This is a genomic window from Leifsonia sp. 22587, from assembly GCF_052044215.1.
Taxonomy (GTDB): domain Bacteria; phylum Actinomycetota; class Actinomycetes; order Actinomycetales; family Microbacteriaceae; genus Leifsonia; species Leifsonia shinshuensis_C.
Window position 1 is genome coordinate 723,737 of sequence record NZ_JBQENB010000002.1, and the last position, 18,965, is coordinate 742,701.

At 64.3% G+C, this 18,965-nt stretch carries 18 protein-coding genes and 1 pseudogene; 12 read left to right on the forward strand and 7 right to left on the reverse strand.

The window, feature by feature from the left end:
• Nucleotides 1-33 precede the first annotated feature (33 nt).
• Both ACTJI1_RS11460 and ACTJI1_RS11465 read left to right on the forward strand, forming a co-directional pair.
• Nucleotides 34-1,497, forward strand: a complete 1,464-nt coding sequence (locus ACTJI1_RS11460) for a hypothetical protein (RefSeq protein WP_440742733.1) — start codon at nt 34-36, stop codon at nt 1,495-1,497.
• Nucleotides 1,490-2,383: a hypothetical protein gene (locus ACTJI1_RS11465; protein WP_440742734.1), complete on the forward strand. Its 894-nt coding sequence runs from the start codon at nt 1,490-1,492 to the stop codon at nt 2,381-2,383. Before ACTJI1_RS11460 ends, ACTJI1_RS11465 begins: the two co-directional genes overlap by 8 nt.
• 338 nt (nt 2,384-2,721) lie before the next feature.
• Here ACTJI1_RS11465 and ACTJI1_RS11470 read toward each other — a convergent pair whose 3' ends face one another.
• Both ACTJI1_RS11470 and ACTJI1_RS11475 read right to left on the reverse strand, forming a co-directional pair.
• Nucleotides 2,722-3,141: a hypothetical protein gene (locus ACTJI1_RS11470; RefSeq protein WP_440742844.1), complete on the reverse strand. Its 420-nt coding sequence runs from the start codon at nt 3,139-3,141 to the stop codon at nt 2,722-2,724.
• Nucleotides 3,142-3,150: 9 nt separating this feature from the next.
• Nucleotides 3,151-3,444: pseudogene (locus ACTJI1_RS11475) on the reverse strand (TetR/AcrR family transcriptional regulator); the annotation flags it as partial.
• 106 nt (nt 3,445-3,550) lie between these two features.
• On the opposite strand from ACTJI1_RS11475, the gene ACTJI1_RS11480 reads away from it, so the two are divergent.
• Genes ACTJI1_RS11480 through ACTJI1_RS11500 form a run of 5 tightly spaced genes read left to right on the forward strand, consistent with a single transcriptional unit; the run spans nt 3,551 to nt 8,434 of the window.
• On the forward strand, nt 3,551-4,585 hold the full coding sequence (locus ACTJI1_RS11480; RefSeq protein WP_440742735.1) for an NADP-dependent oxidoreductase: 1,035 nt from the start codon (nt 3,551-3,553) through the stop codon (nt 4,583-4,585).
• Between the two features lie 9 nt (nt 4,586-4,594).
• Entirely contained in the window at nt 4,595-5,605 is a 1,011-nt protein-coding gene (locus ACTJI1_RS11485; protein ID WP_440742736.1) for an MsnO8 family LLM class oxidoreductase, read from the forward strand.
• A 13-nt stretch (nt 5,606-5,618) separates the two neighbouring features.
• Nucleotides 5,619-6,419: an alpha/beta fold hydrolase gene (locus ACTJI1_RS11490; RefSeq protein WP_440742737.1), complete on the forward strand. Its 801-nt coding sequence runs from the start codon at nt 5,619-5,621 to the stop codon at nt 6,417-6,419.
• A 51-nt stretch (nt 6,420-6,470) separates the two neighbouring features.
• The gene (locus ACTJI1_RS11495) at nt 6,471-7,037 is read left to right on the forward strand and encodes a TetR family transcriptional regulator (RefSeq protein ID WP_440742738.1); all 567 of its coding nucleotides are present in this window, start codon (nt 6,471-6,473) and stop codon (nt 7,035-7,037) included.
• Nucleotides 7,034-8,434: an MFS transporter gene (locus ACTJI1_RS11500; RefSeq protein WP_440742739.1), complete on the forward strand. Its 1,401-nt coding sequence runs from the start codon at nt 7,034-7,036 to the stop codon at nt 8,432-8,434. Before ACTJI1_RS11495 ends, ACTJI1_RS11500 begins: the two co-directional genes overlap by 4 nt.
• Before the next feature lie 51 nt (nt 8,435-8,485).
• Here the strand turns inward: ACTJI1_RS11500 and ACTJI1_RS11505 are convergent, their stop codons facing one another.
• From ACTJI1_RS11505 to ACTJI1_RS11520, 4 genes are all read right to left on the reverse strand, one after another.
• Entirely contained in the window at nt 8,486-9,667 is a 1,182-nt protein-coding gene (locus ACTJI1_RS11505) for a GDSL-type esterase/lipase family protein (protein ID WP_440742740.1), read from the reverse strand.
• Entirely contained in the window at nt 9,664-10,260 is a 597-nt protein-coding gene (locus ACTJI1_RS11510) for a WHG domain-containing protein (protein ID WP_440742741.1), read from the reverse strand. The genes ACTJI1_RS11505 and ACTJI1_RS11510 overlap by 4 nt, the downstream gene beginning before the upstream one ends.
• Nucleotides 10,261-10,329: 69 nt before the next feature.
• On the reverse strand, nt 10,330-12,009 hold the full coding sequence (locus ACTJI1_RS11515; RefSeq protein WP_440742742.1) for a glycoside hydrolase family 13 protein: 1,680 nt from the start codon (nt 12,007-12,009) through the stop codon (nt 10,330-10,332).
• A 110-nt stretch (nt 12,010-12,119) separates the two neighbouring features.
• The gene (locus ACTJI1_RS11520; RefSeq protein WP_440742743.1) at nt 12,120-12,767 is read right to left on the reverse strand and encodes a TetR/AcrR family transcriptional regulator; all 648 of its coding nucleotides are present in this window, start codon (nt 12,765-12,767) and stop codon (nt 12,120-12,122) included.
• 310 nt (nt 12,768-13,077) lie between these two features.
• On the opposite strand from ACTJI1_RS11520, the gene ACTJI1_RS11525 reads away from it, so the two are divergent.
• From ACTJI1_RS11525 to ACTJI1_RS11540, 4 genes are read left to right on the forward strand one after another with little or no spacing between them, the layout of a single operon-like run.
• Complete coding sequence (locus tag ACTJI1_RS11525) at nt 13,078-14,325, forward strand: ABC transporter substrate-binding protein (protein WP_440742744.1); 1,248 nt, start codon at nt 13,078-13,080, stop codon at nt 14,323-14,325.
• Nucleotides 14,322-15,269, forward strand: coding sequence for a carbohydrate ABC transporter permease (locus ACTJI1_RS11530; RefSeq protein WP_440742745.1), 948 nt, complete (start codon nt 14,322-14,324; stop codon nt 15,267-15,269). Before ACTJI1_RS11525 ends, ACTJI1_RS11530 begins: the two co-directional genes overlap by 4 nt.
• A complete protein-coding gene (locus ACTJI1_RS11535) occupies nt 15,262-16,083 on the forward strand; it encodes a carbohydrate ABC transporter permease (RefSeq protein ID WP_440742746.1) in 822 nt (273 codons plus the stop codon). Before ACTJI1_RS11530 ends, ACTJI1_RS11535 begins: the two co-directional genes overlap by 8 nt.
• Nucleotides 16,080-17,162: a Gfo/Idh/MocA family protein gene (locus ACTJI1_RS11540; protein WP_440742747.1), complete on the forward strand. Its 1,083-nt coding sequence runs from the start codon at nt 16,080-16,082 to the stop codon at nt 17,160-17,162. The genes ACTJI1_RS11535 and ACTJI1_RS11540 overlap by 4 nt, the downstream gene beginning before the upstream one ends.
• A gap of 28 nt (nt 17,163-17,190) precedes the next feature.
• Here the strand turns inward: ACTJI1_RS11540 and ACTJI1_RS11545 are convergent, their stop codons facing one another.
• Complete coding sequence (locus tag ACTJI1_RS11545) at nt 17,191-18,087, reverse strand: AraC family transcriptional regulator (protein WP_440742748.1); 897 nt, start codon at nt 18,085-18,087, stop codon at nt 17,191-17,193.
• A gap of 80 nt (nt 18,088-18,167) precedes the next feature.
• Here ACTJI1_RS11545 and ACTJI1_RS11550 point away from each other — a divergent pair, with 80 nt between their 5' ends.
• Entirely contained in the window at nt 18,168-18,965 is a 798-nt protein-coding gene (locus tag ACTJI1_RS11550) for an SDR family NAD(P)-dependent oxidoreductase (RefSeq protein ID WP_440742749.1), read from the forward strand.

The window sequence follows — 18,965 nt, forward strand, 5'->3', positions numbered from 1 at the left end:
GCGTCGCCTCGCATTATGGCTATGATCACGCGTATGAAGCGGGGGGTGTGCAAGCAAAGCATGCGGACTACCGCCTCGGTGGCCGCCCTGGCTGCACTCATGCTTTCAGGGTGCACAGCCGAAGGTCGCCCAAGTTACTCCACGTCGTGGACACTCAAGTTTGAGCAGCCAGTCAACGTCATCGCGACAAATGAGTCAACCGCACTCATCTATGGCAAGTCTTCGAAAATGCTCTTCGCCCTGGACATTGGCGACGGGCATCGAGTGTGGGCGAAGCCGATGATGCCCCAGCCAGACGATGCGAGCGTTTCCGGCAACAATTTCGCGCTCACACAGTCAGTCGGGGATCAAACCGTCCTGACTGCGCTTGACGCTGGGACTGGCGATACGGCCTGGCAACGGACGGTCGACGTTGCCACCATGCTGTCGATCGAACCATCTGGGGACGTGATTGCGTGGGTCGGGAACGAAATCACGCGTTCCGACCCCGCAGGCATTCTTGCTTGGCCGACTTGGAGGCCGACTAAAGATTGCACCATCGTGGACGCAGCGGGTGAAGGACGAGCGCATCGCACTGTAGTTGCACTTCAGAAATGCGACCATGGCCAAATGTCCGTGGCTGTGCTCAGCGACAGCCTGACTCCGCAACATGTGATCAAGGTCGCCCCATCCGTCCAGTCCCTCGCCAAAGGCGGTGGGGCCGTGGGTGTCAACGATGTCGGAGGCGGCTGGGTGATCGACACGTCGGCGGGCCGGGCCATCCCTGTCTCAGGCACACTGGACGCAGCACAGGGCATGGGCCTGGCAGTTCAAGAAGTTGGCGGCGCGCTCGTCGATGTCCGGCCCGATGTGCCTCTGCACCCAAGCCCCTACGTGACGATCGGCACGTCGGTCCTGCCCCTCTTACGCATCGAAGTCCACTCATCCGACGGCAGGGTGGGATCGGCGACAACCGTAGTCGGGCGATCGCAGCACCTCACCCGGGTGGACGACAATACCTACCTGTTCCAGTACGAAGGAAAGAGCGGCCTGACAACGCTCGAACAATTACATCTCGACTCCAAACCTGGATCAGAGCCCGCGCAGGCGGCAACTTCGCAACTCGGCGTCTCGGAAACAATCGGGACAAGCGATGGCCAGAAGCTTCAACTCACAAATGTGGGAACCGACGGTACGGCTGGCGAGATTGACACCAACATCGTGCTCACCAGGCCAGCTGGCGGACCAGAACTGGCTATGGCCAGACTCGCCATCGCGGCCACGGACGCTGATGCCGTCGACGCTTGGCGACTAACGACCTCGCGTGGCGGCAACGGGTTAGTAAGCGTCCCGGCCGGCCGTTCGAAAATCGCAGGCGCGGACAAAACTACTTGGGCCCAATTCGGACGATGCCTAGTTGAGATCACTCACGACAGCGCTCCGACCGAGCCCGAAAGGGCCGAGATCGCAGTCGCGACTATGAGTTCTGCCGCGGCCAAGGAGTGCAGGAATGGCTAGCAAAAAGAAGGGCAATAAAGCTCGGGACAACGAGCTGGCGGCTGGCAATACCGCTCAGGCTCAGGCTCAGGGCGTGGCCGCGCCGGACGAGAGACCGAAGAGCAAGAACCGAAGGGTCGCGATTGGAGCCGGCATCGCAAGCTTGGTCATCGCTCCTTTGATCGTGATCGCATTCACGCCCACCGCCGACAAGCTCGGCACCTCCATGAAGGCCGGTATATCGCAAGCCTTTGATCACCATGCGGACGCGGGCCAGCCGTTCGCCGTTTTGCGATCAATCTCATATGCCTCCAAGTCGACCTATGCAAAAGCAGACGCCGACGTCAGTCAACGAGAACGCGCCTACATCGTGTCGAATCGTGAGCCCTCCGGCTGGACACCCGCAGGCGATCGAGTGGATGGCTGGACCATCCGGAACACCTCAGACGATAAGATAACGATCGAGTCGATTTCGATTGCGGATGCTCACGCGAGTCAAGCGCTAGCGGGCGCCTTCGCCTCCCTCTCCGAGGGAGGACGCGGCGGCGACACGCCCGTCTACAACCTCGTCGTCGATCTCGATTCTGGACGGACGCTAGACACCGCCGGAGCCGACTACTTTCGGCAGCAAACAATCACTCTCCGCCCGGCGGAGAGCGCGATAATTTACTTCGCTGCCAAGCCTCCGAAGGGCACTTCTTACTCGTGGGTGCTCAAGTTCGCGGTTCTCATTGGCCCTGACAGGTCCGCAACTGTGTATTCGGGGAAAAATGGGAAGACGTATCCGAAGGCCAGTGCGGTCCCGAGCGATCAAAGATTCGCGGTGACCGCCGTCTCACCTGATTACTCAATCGCCTTCGGCACCCAATCGCCCACGGGGCCGATCCAGGAACTCCCGAACAAGTAGATCCCGACGCGATGACCAAGCCTGCGGTTCAGTTGCGGGAAACTGGGGGCAAGCCCACTGTGCGCCCCGCCTACTAGGAGTGCATCATTCGCTTCGGTCATCGAGGGTCTGCGCCTGGTCAAGCAGCAGCTCCCAAATAGCATCGACCTCCCGCCTCAGGTCGTCCAGAGTTGCGCGGCCGGGTTGCGTCGCGATCCTCCGGAGCTGCGCGATTGCTTCTCTTCGACCATTCACGCGCCGACCGTAACAGCCGGTATCCGAGCCGCAATAGTGCATGCGAAGTGCAACCTTCTACTCAGCCCGGCATCCGGCGTTCCGCGTTACCGTGGTCGGCGCGGTCAGGCTGAAGCGCGCTGGGTGGGTGCTTCAAGCGTGCTCTCGGCACCGATGAGACCAGCGGTCGCGAGGAGAGCGCGGCGGCGGGCAGCCTCCGCGTTGTCGCCGAAGCGGTCGGTAGCCCACGAGACGGCGGTGATCAGCTCGAAGATTTCCGCAGCTGAAACGTCTGGCCGAGCCGCGCCTGCTGCTTGTGCGCGCTCGAGCAGCACCTGCGTCTGCGCGATGAGTCTCGTCGTTGAGGGGGCGACGGGCGATTCGCGATCCATGTGCGCGTCGGCGAGGCAATACGGGAGGTCATGCCAGATGCGCAGGTGCCACGCCAGATAGACCAGCCACTCGATCAGGGCGTCCGCCGGCGTGAATTCGTCGGCGAGATCTACGCCGGCTGCCACCGCCTCCGCGATGTCTGCCTCGATCACTGCAGAAAGCAAGTCCTCTCGTGTCGGGAAGTTCCGATAGAGCGTTGCGTTCCCCACCCCCGCATCCACGGCAACGGCGTCCAGCGGCGCAAGCGCCCCTTGACCTGCGAAAACCCTTCGAGCAGCATCCAATATCGCGTTGCGGTTTCGCTGCGCGTCAGCCCTCTGCCTCCGGCCCGGCCCAGCCTCAGACGCCGAATTCGCAGCCACAGCGATCCTCCCGGTTGAAAGTGGGGACTGTCCCCGTATAGTGGTAGCGGGGAATGTCCCCACTTTCTTTTGGAGTATAGATGAACGCGACATCACGGACAGGGCGCACTCCGCCCGCCGAAAGGCCTGACGGCCCAAGCCACGGTCACGGTTCGCAGACCCGGATGGAGACGATCCGGGTCAACGAAGGGGTGACCCAGTGAAGGCCCTGGCCGCCGCCGAGTACGGGGCTCCGAGCTCGTTGTCCATTCTTGATCTTCCGACGCCACGTCCGGCCGCCGGGCAGATCCAAGTGCAGATTGCTGCCGCGAGCATCAACCCAACCGATCTTGCGGTAGTCACCGGGGCCTATGCGTCGCTGATTCCGGCGCCATTCCCGTACATCCCCGGAAACGAGTTCGCCGGTACGGTGACCAAGGTTGGCCGGGACGTCACTGCGTATCGGGTCGGAGACGAGGTGTTCGGCTCAGCGATGCCGCGCGCGCTCGCGGCGATGGCGTCCCCAACTCGCCCCTCGATCAGCACCGGTGCCTTGGCAGAATTCGCCGTGTTCGAAGCAGATACCCCGCTGATCACGCTTCGACCGCCGGAGGTGTCGATCCTGCAAGGGGCGACGCTCCCAATCGCCGGGGCCACGGCATACTCGGTAACTGCCGCCGCGGCGGCACGATCGGGCGAGACCGTTCTGGTCATCGGCGCGACAGGTGGCGTCGGGACAGCTACCATCCCGCTTCTGGCACAAACCGGCACGCGGGTCATCGCAACGGCCCGCCGGGAAGCAGCGGCGGAGCCGCTTCGGGCTCTGGGCGCGCATGATGTCATCCGCGCTGACACCACCGGGTACCCAGACGGGCTGGATGTCATCGTCAATCTGGCACTCGGCGCCGATTTTCTCGTCGACGCGGCACAGCACCTGCGCCCGGGTGGTCGCATCGTCGATATCATCTGGCCCGGCACGAGCTCGACAGCGCTTGGCCTACCTGACGTCAGCTACACCTATGTCCGCGACGTGGATGCCCACCCGAACGGCATGACCGATGTCGCCGGCCACGCGGCGGCCGGCACCCTGAGCACCATCATCGGCGCACGCTACCCACTCAACGACGCGGTCGCGGCCATGGAGCGATTCGCCCACGGTGGCACCGTCGGCAAGATCGTCGTCACCATGCCGCACAGCGCAGGCGAGGAACTCCATCCGGAAGCCGCCGCGCGCCCGGCCCCCTCGGAAGGATAGGAGAAGTTCATGCCCATCGCCATGTCGGTGCTCGACTACGTGCCCGTTCCGGAGGACCGCAGCCCTGCCGAGGCGTTGCGCGACGCGATATCGTTCGCACGCGCAGCCGAGGAGGCAGGGTACCTCCGCATCTGGTACACCGAGCACCACGGCCAATCCCGGGTAGCTGCGTCATCGCCGCCGGTGCTGATCGCTGAGGTGGCCAGCCGCACCGATCACATCCGTGTCGGCGCGGGCGGCGTAATGCTGCCAAACCATCCTCCGTTCATCGTGGCCGAACAGTTCGGGACCCTTGAGGCATTTCACCCAGGGCGCATCGACCTCGGTGTCGGTCGCGCACCGGGGGGCGACGCTCAGACGTTGCGCCTGTTGCGCCGGAGCTCGACCGCGCCGGATCGCTTCCATGAGGACGTCGGCGAGTTGCGCGACTTGCTGTCGGGCAGTCCCCTTGTCGGGGATTTCCGAGCAATCCCCGGATTCGGGTCGCTCGTCCCGATCCATGTACTCGGGTCATCGATCCACGGCGCCCAACGCGCCGCGGAGCTCGGGACGCCGCTGGTTTTCGCGGCGCACTTCGCTCCACACGCGCTTGACCAGGCCGCGTCGCTGTACCGGGCGCGCTTCCAGCCATCCCAACAGCAGGCGAAACCGTATCTCACCGTCACCGCGAACGTCCTGGCCGCCGCCGACTCTGCAACAGGGGCCGCTCACCACCGTCAGATGCTGCGCACCGAGACGCGCAAACTGTTCGACCGCGCAAACACACGACTGACGGACAGCCAGGTGGATGCCTACCTCAACAGTCCGGACGGGCGGACCGCAGCGGAGATCTTCCATATCACTGCAATCGGCACGGGTCCCGAAGTGAGGCGACAGCTCGCTGAGCTTGCGGAGAGGACTCACGCGGACGAGCTCATGCTTGTGCATCAAGGCCCAACCCTCGCCGACCGAATTGCCTCGCTGCGCCTGACGGCACAGAACGCGTCCGACGATCTCGCGGCCAACAATTCAGACAGCTGACGAAGGAGACCCGTTGCCCAACATCAATACCATGCACGGCCCGATTCACTACGACGAGTTCGGCGACCCGAACCTGCCTCCCCTGCTCCTGGTTCACGGACTGATGGGAGACGCATCAACGGTCGCGCCGATCGCTGAAAAGCTCAGCAACCGGTTCCGCGTCATCACCCCGGATGCGCTCGGACACGGAAAATCGGCCCGGCCGGAGAGCTTCACCATCCAAGACCAGGGCCACATGCTCGTCGACCTGGCCGCCCGACTCGGCTATCAGTCGGCGAACCTGGTCGGCATCTCGATGGGCTCCTACCTCGCTGCGCAGGCGGCAATCCTCGCCCCGGACCGGATCAAGCGACTCGTGCTCGTCGTCAGCAAAGCCCACGGAACCACCTCTTCCGTAGCGGACTACGCTGCCCGACGAGGGGTCGACCTGGGGGCGTTGAGTCCACAGGAAACCATGGCGGTTATGTCCGAGGCCATCTGGTCGCCGCACACCGCGCAGGAGAAACGCGACCGAATACTGTCGTCCGCCGCGGTGAGGTCCCCTCTGAGCGCCGACGAACAAGCCATCGTCGAGCAATCCCTCGCCGGTTTCGACCTCCGTCCCGGTCTTCACCTGATCACAGCCCCGACCTTGGTGCTCGCAGGAGCAGCCGACGGCCTAAACCCGCCAGAGGCCGGCCGCGAACTCGCCGCACACATTCCCGGCTCCCGGTTCGCGGTGTATGAGCGGTCCGGGCACATGCTCGCTTACGAGGAGCAGGAAAGGCTTATCAACGACATCACCGCCTTCCTTACTCCTCTCGCCCAGCACTAATCAGCCGTCCGCACGCTCGACTTTGTACCTGCAGGTAGGTACAGTAGACGCATGAGCACGCGAGACGACCTGATCGAGGCGACCCGGGAACTGATGTGGGAGCGCGGCTACAGCGCGACCAGTCCAAGAGAGATCTTGGAGGCCGCTGGCGCCGGCAAGGGCAGCATGTACCACCACTTCCATGGCAAAGAGGCACTGGCACACGCAGCGATCGCGCGCAACACCGAACAGATGCGGGCGCAAGTCCAGACCGCATTGGCTTCGGGCACCACCGCCACCGCCCGGGTACGGGCGTATCTGACGCGGGACCGCGAGGTGATACTCAAGGGCTGCCAGTTCGGTCGGCTGGTGCAAGAGCCGGAGGTAATTGATACTCCCGCGCTGCGGACCGAGGTGCAGGAGATGTTCGTCTGGATCCGCGGGCAGCTTGCCGCTGTCATCGCCAGCGGCGTCGACAGCGGCGAGTTCCGCCCGGACCTCGACCCGACGCGCACGGCGGCCGCGATCGCGGCGACCCTGCAAGGCGGGTATGTGCTGGCACGGGCGGCACAGGATGCCTCAGTGTTCGACGATGCGGTCGAGGGCGTGCTGGCTCTGCTCGAGGCGGCGCGCGCGTGACCGCGCTCGCCGCACCCACGCGCACGGCCTGGTCGGCCCGCGGCTGGGCGATCTACCTCGGCTGGGTCGTCATCACCCTCGACGGCAGTGCACTGAACCTAGCGTTGCCGCGGATCGCCGCCGACCTGGGCGCCCAGGCCGGAGGGATCTCCTGGGTGGTCGACGCATACACGCTCCCGCTGGCCTCCCTGCTGCTTCTCGGGGGGAGTCTCGGCGATCGCATCGAGGCGGAGAGGCTGTTCCGTATCGGCGCGATCGGGTTCGCCGTGGCCTCTGTCGCATGTGCGCTCAGCCCGACGTTCACATTCCTGGTCGCCTGCCGAGTCGCACAGGGGGTGTTCGCAGCGTTGCTGCTGCCGATGGTCCTCGCGCTCGTCGGCAAGAGCTTCGACGACCCTACACATCGCTCCACCGCCGTAAACCTGATGACAATCTTCGGCGGGGCCGGAATGGCGGTCGGACCGTTCCTTGGCGGACTGTTGACCGACACGGTCGGGTGGCGTGCCGTGTTCTGGATCACTGCCCCGGTCGCCATCGCCGCCGCAACCCTCGTTGGGGCAGCAGACCGCGAGCCTGCCACGCAGCATCGTCGCCGCCTCGACCTGACGGGGCAACTCACGGGAACGGCGGGACTAGTGGCGGTGGTCGCCGGGCTCATCGAAGCCGGCCGAGACCCAGGTGCTCCCCTCACCTGGACACTCCTGCTAGGCGGTGTGGCGCTGCTCGCCGTCTTCGTTCTGGTCGAGTACCGCGTGAAGGACCCGATGATGCCACTCGGAGTGTTCCGCAGCCCAGGATTCCCCGGAGCCGTCCTCGGAGGCTTCGCGTTTCAGTTCGGCGCCTACGGCCTCCAGTTTTTCCTAGCTCTCTACGTCCAGGCCGCCTGGGGTGCCTCCGCGTCGACCGGTGGCCTGCTGTTGGCCTCCTTCGCTGTCGGCACCATCCTGGCGGGTGTATTCGTAAACCCGTACTTGCTGCGACGCGGGACGCGTCGGATGATCCTCGTCGGCTCCGGCAGCGCCGCCGCCGGAACGCTCCTGCTCCTCGGCGCGATGACAGCCCAAGGATGGTGGGTGCTCGTAATCGCGGAGTTTATCGTCGGAGCCGGCACCGCGATCTACTCCACCGCGTTGAATAAGACCGCCAGCATCTCCCTCGGCGCAGCCTCCGCAGGTCTCGCCTCGGGCATCTACAACACCTCGCGCCAGGTGGGACAGTCCGTCGGGATCGCCGTCCTCGGCGCCTTCGCCGCGCTCGCGGATGCCCGAGCCGGTTTCATCATCGGGATCGTTCTCATCACCTTGTGCGCGATCGCGATCGCTGTCATCGGAATGCGGACTCGCGACCACAACATCGCGAGCAACGGAAAGGTTCTCGCGCTCGAGACCCGTAAGTAGGTTGATCCAGTTGCGACCGAGGAGGGGGCGCCCGGCCGCAACTGGATCGGTCTAGAGGGACGAGATGCCCGCTTGCGGACGACCACGCGTTACGTGAGCGGACGCCATAATGCCAGCTAGCGTCGGCGCGAATCGCCGTCCGATGAGGTCGTGCGCGGCCGTGTCGGGGTGCAGTCCATCAGGCAAGGGAAGCTCGTCCGCGTCCGCCAGCCCGTAGAGGGTCAGCCCATCGACCAGGTGCAGCCCGGGGTCGGCGCGGTGCTCGACCACCTCGGCGATCGCCTCCCGCACGACTTGCAGCGTCAGCCGACCCAGCGCAGTGTCCCCTCGCGTGCCGGTCGCGATGAAGCGCACCTGATCTGTGCCGAGGCTGGCGGGGTCAATGGCGCCGGGGCCCGGGGTGTCCTCGTGAATGCCGCAGTAGATCGGTGTGACGACGAGCAACGGAGCGTCGGGATGGCCGCCGCGGATGGTGTCAAGGAACCCGTGAAGGGCCGCGGTGAACGCCCGCCGTCGCATGACGTCGAGGTTCACGATGTTGATTCCGACCTTCACGCTGATGATGTCTGCCGGCATGTCGGCCATGGCGCGTGCGACGAAAGGATCCAGAAGGGCGCTTCCGCCGAAGCCGAGATTTCGCAGCCGGACCCCTGCCGCTCGCGCTGCGACCGCGGGCCAGATAGCGGTTGGTCCGACAGCGTTCGACCCATGGCTGATCGAGCTGCCGTGATGCAGCCAGACGGCCCTGTCGTCTGGCTCCCGGCGGATCGGGGCGTCCGCTTGCAGCGCCATCAACTCTACCGACTCGTTATGCGGCAACCACAGCTCGATGACCTTGTCCCGCGCGGGGAGGTGTGCAAACGCGGCGGTGTGGGGGTCACCCGTCATGACGCTGGTCGCGCCCGTACGCAGGTCGGTCTCGGCGAGATCTCCTCCCGTGAGGACGGACGAGGCGACCGGTTCCCCGTCGATGCTGAGCTCCACCTGCCCGCGTGGACGGCTCAGACCGGCGAAGCTCAACCGGGTCGGCTGGAGGGTCAACGCCACCGCCGTGGCCTCGGACCGGAACGTCAACAGCACTCCGGAGGGCTGCGCTTCCATCGCGAGCAGCTGCGCGTCTGGGAACTGCTTTCGCAGCCATGCGGGGAGACGATGCGGCCGCAGACCACGGATCGTGTGTTCGACGTCGGCCACCTCCGAGAGGAAGGGCTCCAGGTCCGTGATCTGGATCATCGGTCCGCCTTATCTCTAGTAGCGTCGCTCGCGGTCGGCCATGCCGCGAAGAGCGCGTCGAGTGCGTCCAGCACGCGGGTCCAGGACACGTCGGGTTCGGGACGACTGTGCGCAAATCCGCCGGAAAGTTGCAGCGCGATGAAGCCGTTCACCGTGGAGCCGAGCAACCGGATCGCGTGGACCACGTCGGCGGTGGGAATGGGATAACTCCGCAGAGTGGCTTCGGCGAGCGCCGTTACCCGGCGCCCATCACTGACCTCCGCGATCTCCGCCGAGAGCGGGCGCTGCAACGCCGCCCAGAGGCCCGGCGAACGCTGAGCGAGCTCCCGATGAACGTCAGCGAACGCGCGCAGCGCCGAGAACCCTGAACGCCCCGCAAGTGCCGCCGCTAAGTTGTCAGCCAGCCGGCGCAACGCATAGACGGAAAGGCGGTCGAGCAACCCGCCACGGTCGTTCACATGACCGTACAGGCTCGGCGGCTGCACTCCGAGGTGCCGGGCAACGGAGCTCATGGTGACGGCATCCAGCCCCCCGACGTCGGCAATCGCTTCCGCCGCCCGCTCGAGGTCATTGTGTATCAATCGGCTAGCCACGCGACCATCCTACTATGCATAGGCCACACCTTTGACCCGTAGGGGGCCTGCCACCGCTGGGGCCCTGGTCTAGCCGTCAATCAACCACGCGGTGGAATTGGCGGACAGCAGAAGAGGGTCGTCGTCGACTTCGTCTGTGCGGAACACCATTTCTCCGGCCGGCAGCCGCGTGGGCGCGCCCGTGAAGTTCGTGACATTCAGCCAACCGTTAGAACGCCTGAATGCCACCACGCCGTCCCCCAGATCAACCCATTCGATCTTCTCGTCCGTACGAAGCCCCTCCCGAAGAGCCAGCGCACGCCTGTACAAGGCCAGAGTCGAAGAAGGTTCTCTCTGCTGCGCCTCCACGGAGAGCGCCCCGAACCAGCCCGGCTGCGGCAGATGCGCTGCCGAGTCGCTGAATCCGAAGAAATCACCTTCGATGGTCCACGGCAGCGGCACCCGGCATCCGTCGCGGCCAGATACCATCACGCCGTTCTCAATCCGCGCCGACGGATCCTGCACCCAACGTGCAGGAATCTCAGTGACCTCTGGGAGCCCGAGTTCCTCACCCTGATAGATGTACGCGCTTCCCGGAAGCGCCAGAGCGAGGGCTGTCGCCGCGCGCGCCCGAGCGAGGCCTCGGGCGATCGAGGCAGCGTCGTGCCGCTCCACGCGATTGGGAAAGGCCGGCTGCGGACCCTCCTGCGCATAGCGGGACACATGCCGCACCACGTCGTGATTGGAAAGCACCCACGTGCTGGTCGTACCGTTCACCTCGGCGAACTCGAGATTCGCCCGCAGCACCGAGGCGAACTCCTGGGCATCCCACGGCGCCGTCAGCAGATCGAAATTGAACGCCTGCCCGAGCCCTGACGTGCTGGCATAGCGCCCCCTCCGATGTGCCGGAACCCACGCCTCCGCGACAGCGAAGAGCGGCGGATCGTATGTATCGAAAACGCGGCGCCACGCCCCATAGATGTCATCGAGCTCGTCGCGATCGAAAAGCGGATGCTGCCCGTCGGCGAACAAGCCGTCCGAGCCGCCCATAAAAGCAGCGCCCTCTCGGATCTGCGCCCAGCTCGCGTAAGGTTCGCGCAGATCTTTTGCCAACGCCATCGCGACATCGACCCGGAACCCGTCGACGCCACGATCTCCCCAGAACCGGAGAGTGGATAAGAAGTCCTCGCGTACATCCTGGTTGTCCCAATTCCAGTCCGGCTGCTGGGGCGCGAACAGGTGCAAGTACCACTGCCCGGGGTTCCCGTCGGGCTCGACGACTCTCGTCCACGCCGGCCCGCCGAACAGCGACTGCCAATCGTTCGGTGGCAGCTCCCCATGGTCACCGGTGCCATCCCGGAAAATGTAGCGCGCGCGTTCCGGACTGCCGGGTGCGGCGGAGAGTGCTTCCCGGAACCGCTCGTGCCTATCCGAGCTGTGATTCGGAACCAGATCGATGATCACTTTGATGTTGCGGCGGTGCAGGTTGGAGACAATGGCCTCGAACTCGCCCAGTGTGCCGATCGACGGATCCACGTCGCGGTAATCATCAATGTCATATCCGCCGTCAGCAAGAGCCGACGGATAGAAGGGACTGAACCATACCGCGTCGACGCCGAGGGACTGGATGTAGTCCAGGTGCGAGAGGACCCCGGCAAAGTCGCCGATTCCGTCGCCGTTCCCATCGGCGAACGAGCGCGGATAGATCTGGTAGACGGCTGCCTGCCGCCACCAGTCCTCGCCGGTGGCACTGGGCGCCACGCTCGGCACAGGTACACCGTTCGCACTTGTCACTGTCGTGGGCCCTTCCACTCAACGGGCGGTTGTCTGCCCGCGCTGATCGCATCGCAATATAACACAAAAAGCCCCATTTGGAGCTTTCAGGAAACCAAGGGATGCGTGACCGCTGGCCGCAGAAGGCCCTCCAGCAGATCGATGCCTCGGTAGATGTCGACACTCGGGTCCAGCAGCCATTGCGTCGACAGGCCATCCAGGGCACCCACGACGAGTGCGGTCATGGCGTCGAGTGGGATATCGCTTCTCACGATTCCTTCATCCCGGGCCGCTGAGAGATGGTGCGCCAGCTCTTCGCGGACCGCTGCGTACCGATCAACGAAGAAGCGCTTCGAATGCTCATTCCCCGACTCCAGAGCGCGGGCCACCATGCTGTGCCGGAGCGCCATCAGGCCGGGCACCTGGGTGGCGTACTCGACCAGGCCCTCCGCAAGCCTGAGGGCCCCATAGATGCCATCCGGCGTCTCGAAGATTGTTCGGCGATCCTTTTCGCGCAAGACCTCGAGGAAGAGTTCCTCGCGGGTCTCGAAGTAACGTCGAAGCGCAGCGTGGCTCACACCGATCGCTTCGCCGAGCGCCCGCAAGCTCGCGCCTTCGAACCCGACGTCCGCGAAGACTTCGATCGAGCGATCGATGATCTCCTGGCGCCGCCTCACCCCTTTCGGGTATCGCCCGCGGCTTCCGGGTCCGGTCGCCGGGGAGTGATCACCCAAACGTTCGCTGGAAATTTCCATTGCTCGATCCTCCACCTCGAGGGGAACCAAAAATAAAGTTCCATTCGGAACATTTTGATGCTACCTTCGCGCTATGCACGACAGGGTCGTCCGATTTGCATAGCCGCCACGAACGCGCTGCGCGAGAGCTTCGCCCACGAAGTGATGAGACACGTCGGCATGATCGCCCCTCATCCGCCGCCTTGATCGCCCCGATCAGACCTGAAATCACGCCCGTCACGGTCGATGGGCAAGCTGGGGCTCCCATCAAGGCAGACAACACCGAGAGTCCCGAAAGGACACGGCATTGAAGACCCGAATCATCCCTGCGATGGCGACCGTCGCGATCGCGGCGCTGGCCCTGGCAGGCTGCTCCGCGACGACTCAGCCTCCGAAGCCCACCGATATCGCCGGCGACATCACCTATGGTTTTTGGGATCCGCTCCAGCAGCCCGCGATGGACGCCATCGTCAAGGCATTCGAGAAGAAATACCCGAAGGTCCACGTGACCGACGCGGTGACCCCCTTCACCGATTACTGGACGAAACTCCAGACGGAGGCCTCCTCCAGCACGCTTCCCGACGTGTTCTGGATCGACATGGCGCACTTCAAGCTGTACGCGTCGAACGCACAGCTGGCCCCCATAGACAATCTGGTGTCCTCCGGCGCGATTGACACGTCGCACTATCCCAAGAACCTCACCGAGTTCTACAAGCTCGACGGTAAGCAGTACGGCGTGCCTAAGGACGCCGACACCAACGCCATGTGGATCAATAAGGAACTATTCAAAAAGGCTGGCGTCTCCCTGCCTGCCCCGAACTGGAGCTACAACGACTTCCGCAAGACGTCCGCACAGATCCACGCCGCCCTCGGCGCCCAGGGCGTCTACGGCACCGCCTTCTATATCTACGGCCAAACCACGTACTACAGCTCCGTGTTCGCCTACGGCGGCTCCGTGATCTCACCCGACGGCAAGAGCGCTGAGTGGGAGAAGTCGGGCGCGCAGAAGGGCCTCCAGATCTGGGCGGACCTGATCAAAGACGGCTCAGCGCCGAGCGTGCAACAGCTTTCCGAGACGCGAGCCAACGACTGGTTCACTAGCGGCAAGGCGGCTATGTTCCCCAGCATCGCTGGCGCCAGCGTGGCCTTGATCGCCAACTCGCCCAACGCGGCCGATTACATGGCGGTCCCACTTCCGCAAGGAGATCGGAAGGCTACAGTCATCCACGCCATCTCCAATGTGGTCAATGCGAAGTCGAGCAACCTCGCTGCCGCTCAGGCCTTCCAAGCCTTCGCAGCCTCGAAGCAGGCCCAGCTGCTGCAATCGGAAAGCGGGGTCAGCCCATCGGCGTACGCGGGCACGCAGAACGCGTTCGTGAATAGCCACCCCGCGCTCGACCTGCAGGTCTTTGTGGACGCCATCAAGTACAGCTATCCGATGCCCGTCTCTCTGAACACCGACGCATGGGCAGCCGACGAGCCGAGGGTTGTCGCTGGCGCGTTTGCGGGCGCCACCACGGTCAAGGACGCAACGAAGAGCCTTGCCGCCAGCATGAACAAGGCACTGGCGAAAAAGTGACCTCGAACAGCATTAGCAGGCGGGGTGCGGCCTCGGCCGCGCCCCGCCCGGCCGAGGCCCGTCGGAGCCGCCTCGCCCGCTCCGGTTGGTGGCCGCTCCTCTTCGTCGGCCCGTTCTTCGTGGGCACTGTCACCTTCTACCTGTTCCCCATCATCCAGACCGTGTACTTCAGCTTCACCACCTGGGGAGCCTTCGGTGGGTCCACATTCACCGGTCTCAACAACTGGCAGGCGCTGTTTCAGGACCCCGAAATCCCCCTCGCACTGCTAAACACTGCGATCTACATCGGGATTGTTCTTCTCGGCATTCCGATCGCCGTGTGGCTGGCCAGCCTCATCAACCGACCAGGCCTACGCTTCGCGAACGTGTATAGAACGATGTTCTTCCTGCCCTACCTGGCAATGCCCATTGCGATCGCGTTGGTGTGGAAAGTCCTCTTCAACGGTGACTTCGGCGTATTCAACGCCGCCCTAGAACTAGTGGGGATTCGCGGTCCGCATTGGCTTTCCACTCCGGGCCTCGCGATCGTTGCCGTGTCCGTTGTCGGGCTCTGGATGTCGATCGGATTCAACATCATCATCTTGTCCGCCGGTTTGAAAGGCATTCCACCGGAGCTCTACGAAGCGGCGTCACTGGACGGAGCGAGCCCGAGGAAGCAGTTCTTCCAAATAACGATCCCGCTTCTGACACCTTCGATCTTCTTCGTTGCGGTCATCAATATCATTGCGGGCTTCCAACTGTTCGACCTGCTGTACGGGCTCATCGGTACCCAAAGCCCCGTCATCACGCAGTCCAAGTCGCTGGTTTTCCTCTACTACAACGAATCATTCATCAACAACAACCGTGGCTACGGTGCGGTGATCGCGATTGTCATCCTCATCGTTGTGGCCATCGTCACAGCAATCCAGTTCCGCCTTCAGCGCAGATGGGTGAACTATGTCTAAAACACGAAACAGCAACGCCACCGCGCACGTGATCTTGATCGTCGGCAGCCTCGTGATGGTCTTCCCGTTCGCGTGGCAGGTGCTGGCGTCCGTGTCAACAACCGCCGCGATAACGTCTGTACCCCCGACGATAATTCCGACCAGCTTGCACCCCGAGAACTTCGTAGCGGTGTTCCAGCGGCTTCCGTTCGTGTCCCAGTTCGCCGTGTCCGTTCTCATCACGGTCATCCGTGTTGGTGCGCAGTTGGTGCTGTGCTCCATCGCCGGCTACGCCTTCGCCCGAATGCGATTCCCCGGCAGGAACATCATCTTCTCCCTCGTGTTGGCGATCCTGCTAGTACCACCTCAGGTCTTCCTGATATCGCAGTACCAGATCGTTCAAGGCTTGGGACTACTCAACTCGATCGGCGGAATCGTCCTGCCTGGATTATTCAGCGCATTCGGGACCTTCCTAATGCGCCAGTTTTTCCTCGGACTCCCTGAGGAGCTGGAGGAAGCCGCGCGGATCGATGGCGCTAACCCTCTCCAGGTTTTCTGGCGCGTGATGCTCCCGCTCGCACGACCCGGCCTGTCCGCCCTGGCGGTGATCGGCGTACTGCTCTCCTGGAACGACCTGCTGTGGCCCCTGGTCGTTTCGACCCAGCCGGGAGCCCAGCCGCTTTCGGTAGGCCTCGCCGGACTTCAGGGTCAATACTCCACCGATTACCCCGTGATCATGGCAGCCGCCCTCCTGGCCAGCGCGCCGATCCTCATCTTGTTCCTCTTCCTGCAGCGCCGGGTGATCGAGGGCTTGGCCTTCTCGGGACTCAAATGACGCGGCCCGGAAAGATCGCACGCGTGGGGTTGGTGGGCGCGGGACGCATCGGGGGCCTGCATGCGAGCGCAATCAGAGCGGCGGGAGCAGAGATCGCGGGAGTGGTGTCCTCGACACCTCGCCGAAGTACCGAAGCTGCGGAACGACTAGGGATCCCCACCGCATACCCGAGTCTTACCGAGATGCTGTTCGATGACTCGATCCAGGCAGTGCACATCACCTCGCCGAACAGCCTCCATGCCGGTCAAGTGAGTCAGGTGATCGCCGCCGGCCGACACATCGTATCCGAAAAGCCCTTCACCACATCCCGCAGCGACGCGGAGACACTGGTCGCAGCGGCGAAAGCCGCAGGCGTCGTGGGAACGGTTGCATTCACCTACCGGTATCACCCGCTCGCACGAGAAGCGCGCGCGCGGGTGATCGCCGGAGAGGTCGGTTCGGTGCTCACGGTGCAGGCAGGCTATGTCCAGGACTGGTTGCTCGCAGCCCCGGAAACCGAATGGCGACTCGACACGAACCTCGTTGGACCCTCCCGGGCGTTCGCCGATGTCGGCTCGCATGTGACAGATCTGCTCGAGTTCGTCTCACAGCGACGCATCTCACGGCTTGCTGCTGTCGACCGCTCCGTCCTTCCCGCTCCAGGCGACAGCGTGGATGACGCAGTGGCGCTAGCTGTAGAGCTTGACAACGGCGCCATCGGAACCATTCTCGTCTCCCAAGTAACCGCAGGTCGCGGGCAAGCACTCACTCTCGAAGTCTCCGGAGACCTCGCGGGCATCGCACTGGACCAAGAGAACCCGACCGTCTTATGGAAAGGTGCGGCCGGGTCCAGTCGTCGCGAGCCGCTCACGCTCGTTTCAGAAGACTTGTCCGCGTCAGCTCAGCAGCTCGGCTTCACGCCAACCGGCACTCTCGAGGACTACTTCCACTCGTTCAACGCCTTCGTGCGGGACAGCTACGCAGCCATGGCGGGTGAACAGGTCGACGCACTGCCCACGCTGGAGGACGGCCTGCGGGCGGTGCGCATCGGCGACGCGGTCCGCCGTTCGGCGCGCGCATCGCAGTGGGTGCAGGTCTAGGCGATCCCCCCGGGCGGGACACGAGCAGTCAGATGGCCGCCTCGCGGAGGGAGGCACGCAACCGCGACGCGTCCGCCGCCGGCGGCCCACCGTACTCGCGCCGGTAATCACGAGAGAAATGCGAAGTACTTCGATAACCGACACGGGCGCCGGCTTCGGCGGCCGAGTCGCCAAGAAGAACCATGCGCCGGCGCGCCTCCCCCAGCCGGTTGCGCTTGAGAAACTGCATCGGAGTCAGGCCAGTGACCTGCTTGAACTTTCCGACCAGGGTCGACTCGCCGACGTGCAAACGCGCAGCGATGGACGCCGAACTCCACACCTCGTCGATCTCCTCGGTCAACAATGAGATCGCGCGACGCACAAGTTCCCCCTCCCCAGAATCAAGCGCCGCGAGCAGCCGCGGCGCTTGATCCGTCTGGAGGACCCTAAACACGATCTCACGCCGGATGCTCTGAGCGAGCATCGGGATCTCCTCCGGAGCGTCCAGCAAGAAAAGGAACCGCGTCACCGCGTCGGCAAGATCCCGCGTCCAGGTGCCGAGACGATCCGGAGGACTCCGCTGCAGCGCTTTGGTCGGCATCGCAGTCGCGACGTCGGCGATGAGGACCGGATCGAGATCGCATACGACCGAAACAAACCCGAGCTGCGGATCGGTCTCGACGACCCCCGCAACCACCGGCAGGTCGACGGGAGTGATGAGGAAGCGCTCCCGGCCCCACACCTGGTCATCCTCGCCGATGATCGAACGCTTACGGCCGACCAGCACAAAGGACAAGGACGGCTTGTAACGCTGGTAGCTCAGACCCGAGGGACGCGCAACATGGGTGACGCGCACGCCCAGGCGCGCGTTCGCCTCCTTGCGCCCGGCATGACGCACCCCGATTTCTGCGGCACGCTCCAGTGCTCCAGCGACTACACCATCCATGCGTCAGTTCTGCGAGATTCGGCAAGCATCGTATGGGTATGGGCAACCCTGCCTCCGCGCCGGACGGGCAGCATCGAGGTATGGAAACGAATGAAGAACGTATTGCAGGGCTGCCCACCGACGATCGACTCGCCGGACGGACCGCACTGGTAACAGGAGCATCGAGCGGAATCGGCGAAGCCATCGCGCGCGTGCTCGCACGCTCGGGGGCGACCGTTGCGGTGAACGGGCGCGACAAAGCACGCAGCCAGCGCGTAGTGGACGCGATCCGGGCAGCGGGCGGAAGGTCCGTGGCAGTGGTCGGGGACCTGTCCGCTCCGCCTTCCGCGGTGCGGGACCTCGCAGGGCGGGCGCGCTCCGCGCTCGAGGGTCGCGTCGACATCCTCGTGAACAACGCCGGCGTGTATCCGGGCTTTCTGACACCCACGGTGACCGACGAGGACATGGAAGCGCTCTGGGCCACGAACATTCGCGCTCCCCATCTCCTCGTCGCAGCCCTGGCACCGGCCATGGTCGAGCGCGGATCCGGATCGATCGTCAACGTCGGATCGTGGATGGCGCGAGTCGGCCTTCCCTTCAAAGCCCTCTACCCGGCGACGAAAGCAGCCATCGAGCAGCTCACCCGAGCATGGGCGGCCGAGTTCGGGCCACAGGGCGTGCGCGTGAACACTGTCGCGCCTGGCGCCACCGCCACGCCGGGGAACGCTGGCTCCTCCGACATGCTCGCCGCCATGACCGAGGGGACCCCTGCAGGAAGACCGGTTCGCCCTGTCGACATCGCCCTTGCAGTGCGATACCTCGTGTCCGACGACGCCGCCCTTGTGCACGGTGCGACGCTCGATGTCGACGGTGGAATCGCGGCAACGCGCCTCCACTGA